This is a genomic window from Asticcacaulis sp. AC466 (assembly GCF_000495815.1).
GTDB lineage: Bacteria > Pseudomonadota > Alphaproteobacteria > Caulobacterales > Caulobacteraceae > Asticcacaulis.
Genome location: NZ_AWGE01000067.1, coordinates 1 through 301 on the forward strand (window position 1 = coordinate 1; position 301 = coordinate 301).

Genomic DNA, 301 nt, shown 5'->3' on the forward strand with positions numbered 1-301 from the left:
ATTAGTGCAGCTCCTGCGCTTGATGCTCGATGGCTTCAGCCTCTTGGCGCAACAGCTCCACAGCCTCGACCGCTGTTAACCCCTCTTGGGTGATGTGGGCCGCCAGCCGAACCAAACGCGCAGCCGCTACCTGAGATTGGTTTTTACGTTCATCAATACGCGCGCTATCTAACAAATCTTGAAACTCATTTGTTAAGGCAGAAACCGCGCGGCAAGTACCAGCGACAACACCACGCTGAAAGGCGTTATTTGCCGAGCTGGTTAAAGTTGGAGTAAGAAGCGAAGATTCTTTCATAGTAAA

Annotated in this window: 1 protein-coding gene; it reads right to left on the reverse strand. The window is 51.2% G+C overall.

The genetic code is table 11. The annotated features are described in order from the left end of the window. Nucleotide 1: 1 nt before the first annotated feature. On the reverse strand, nucleotides 2–301 hold a 300-nt coding region (locus AEAC466_RS43510; protein WP_023460313.1), incomplete at its 5' end, for a DUF2732 family protein.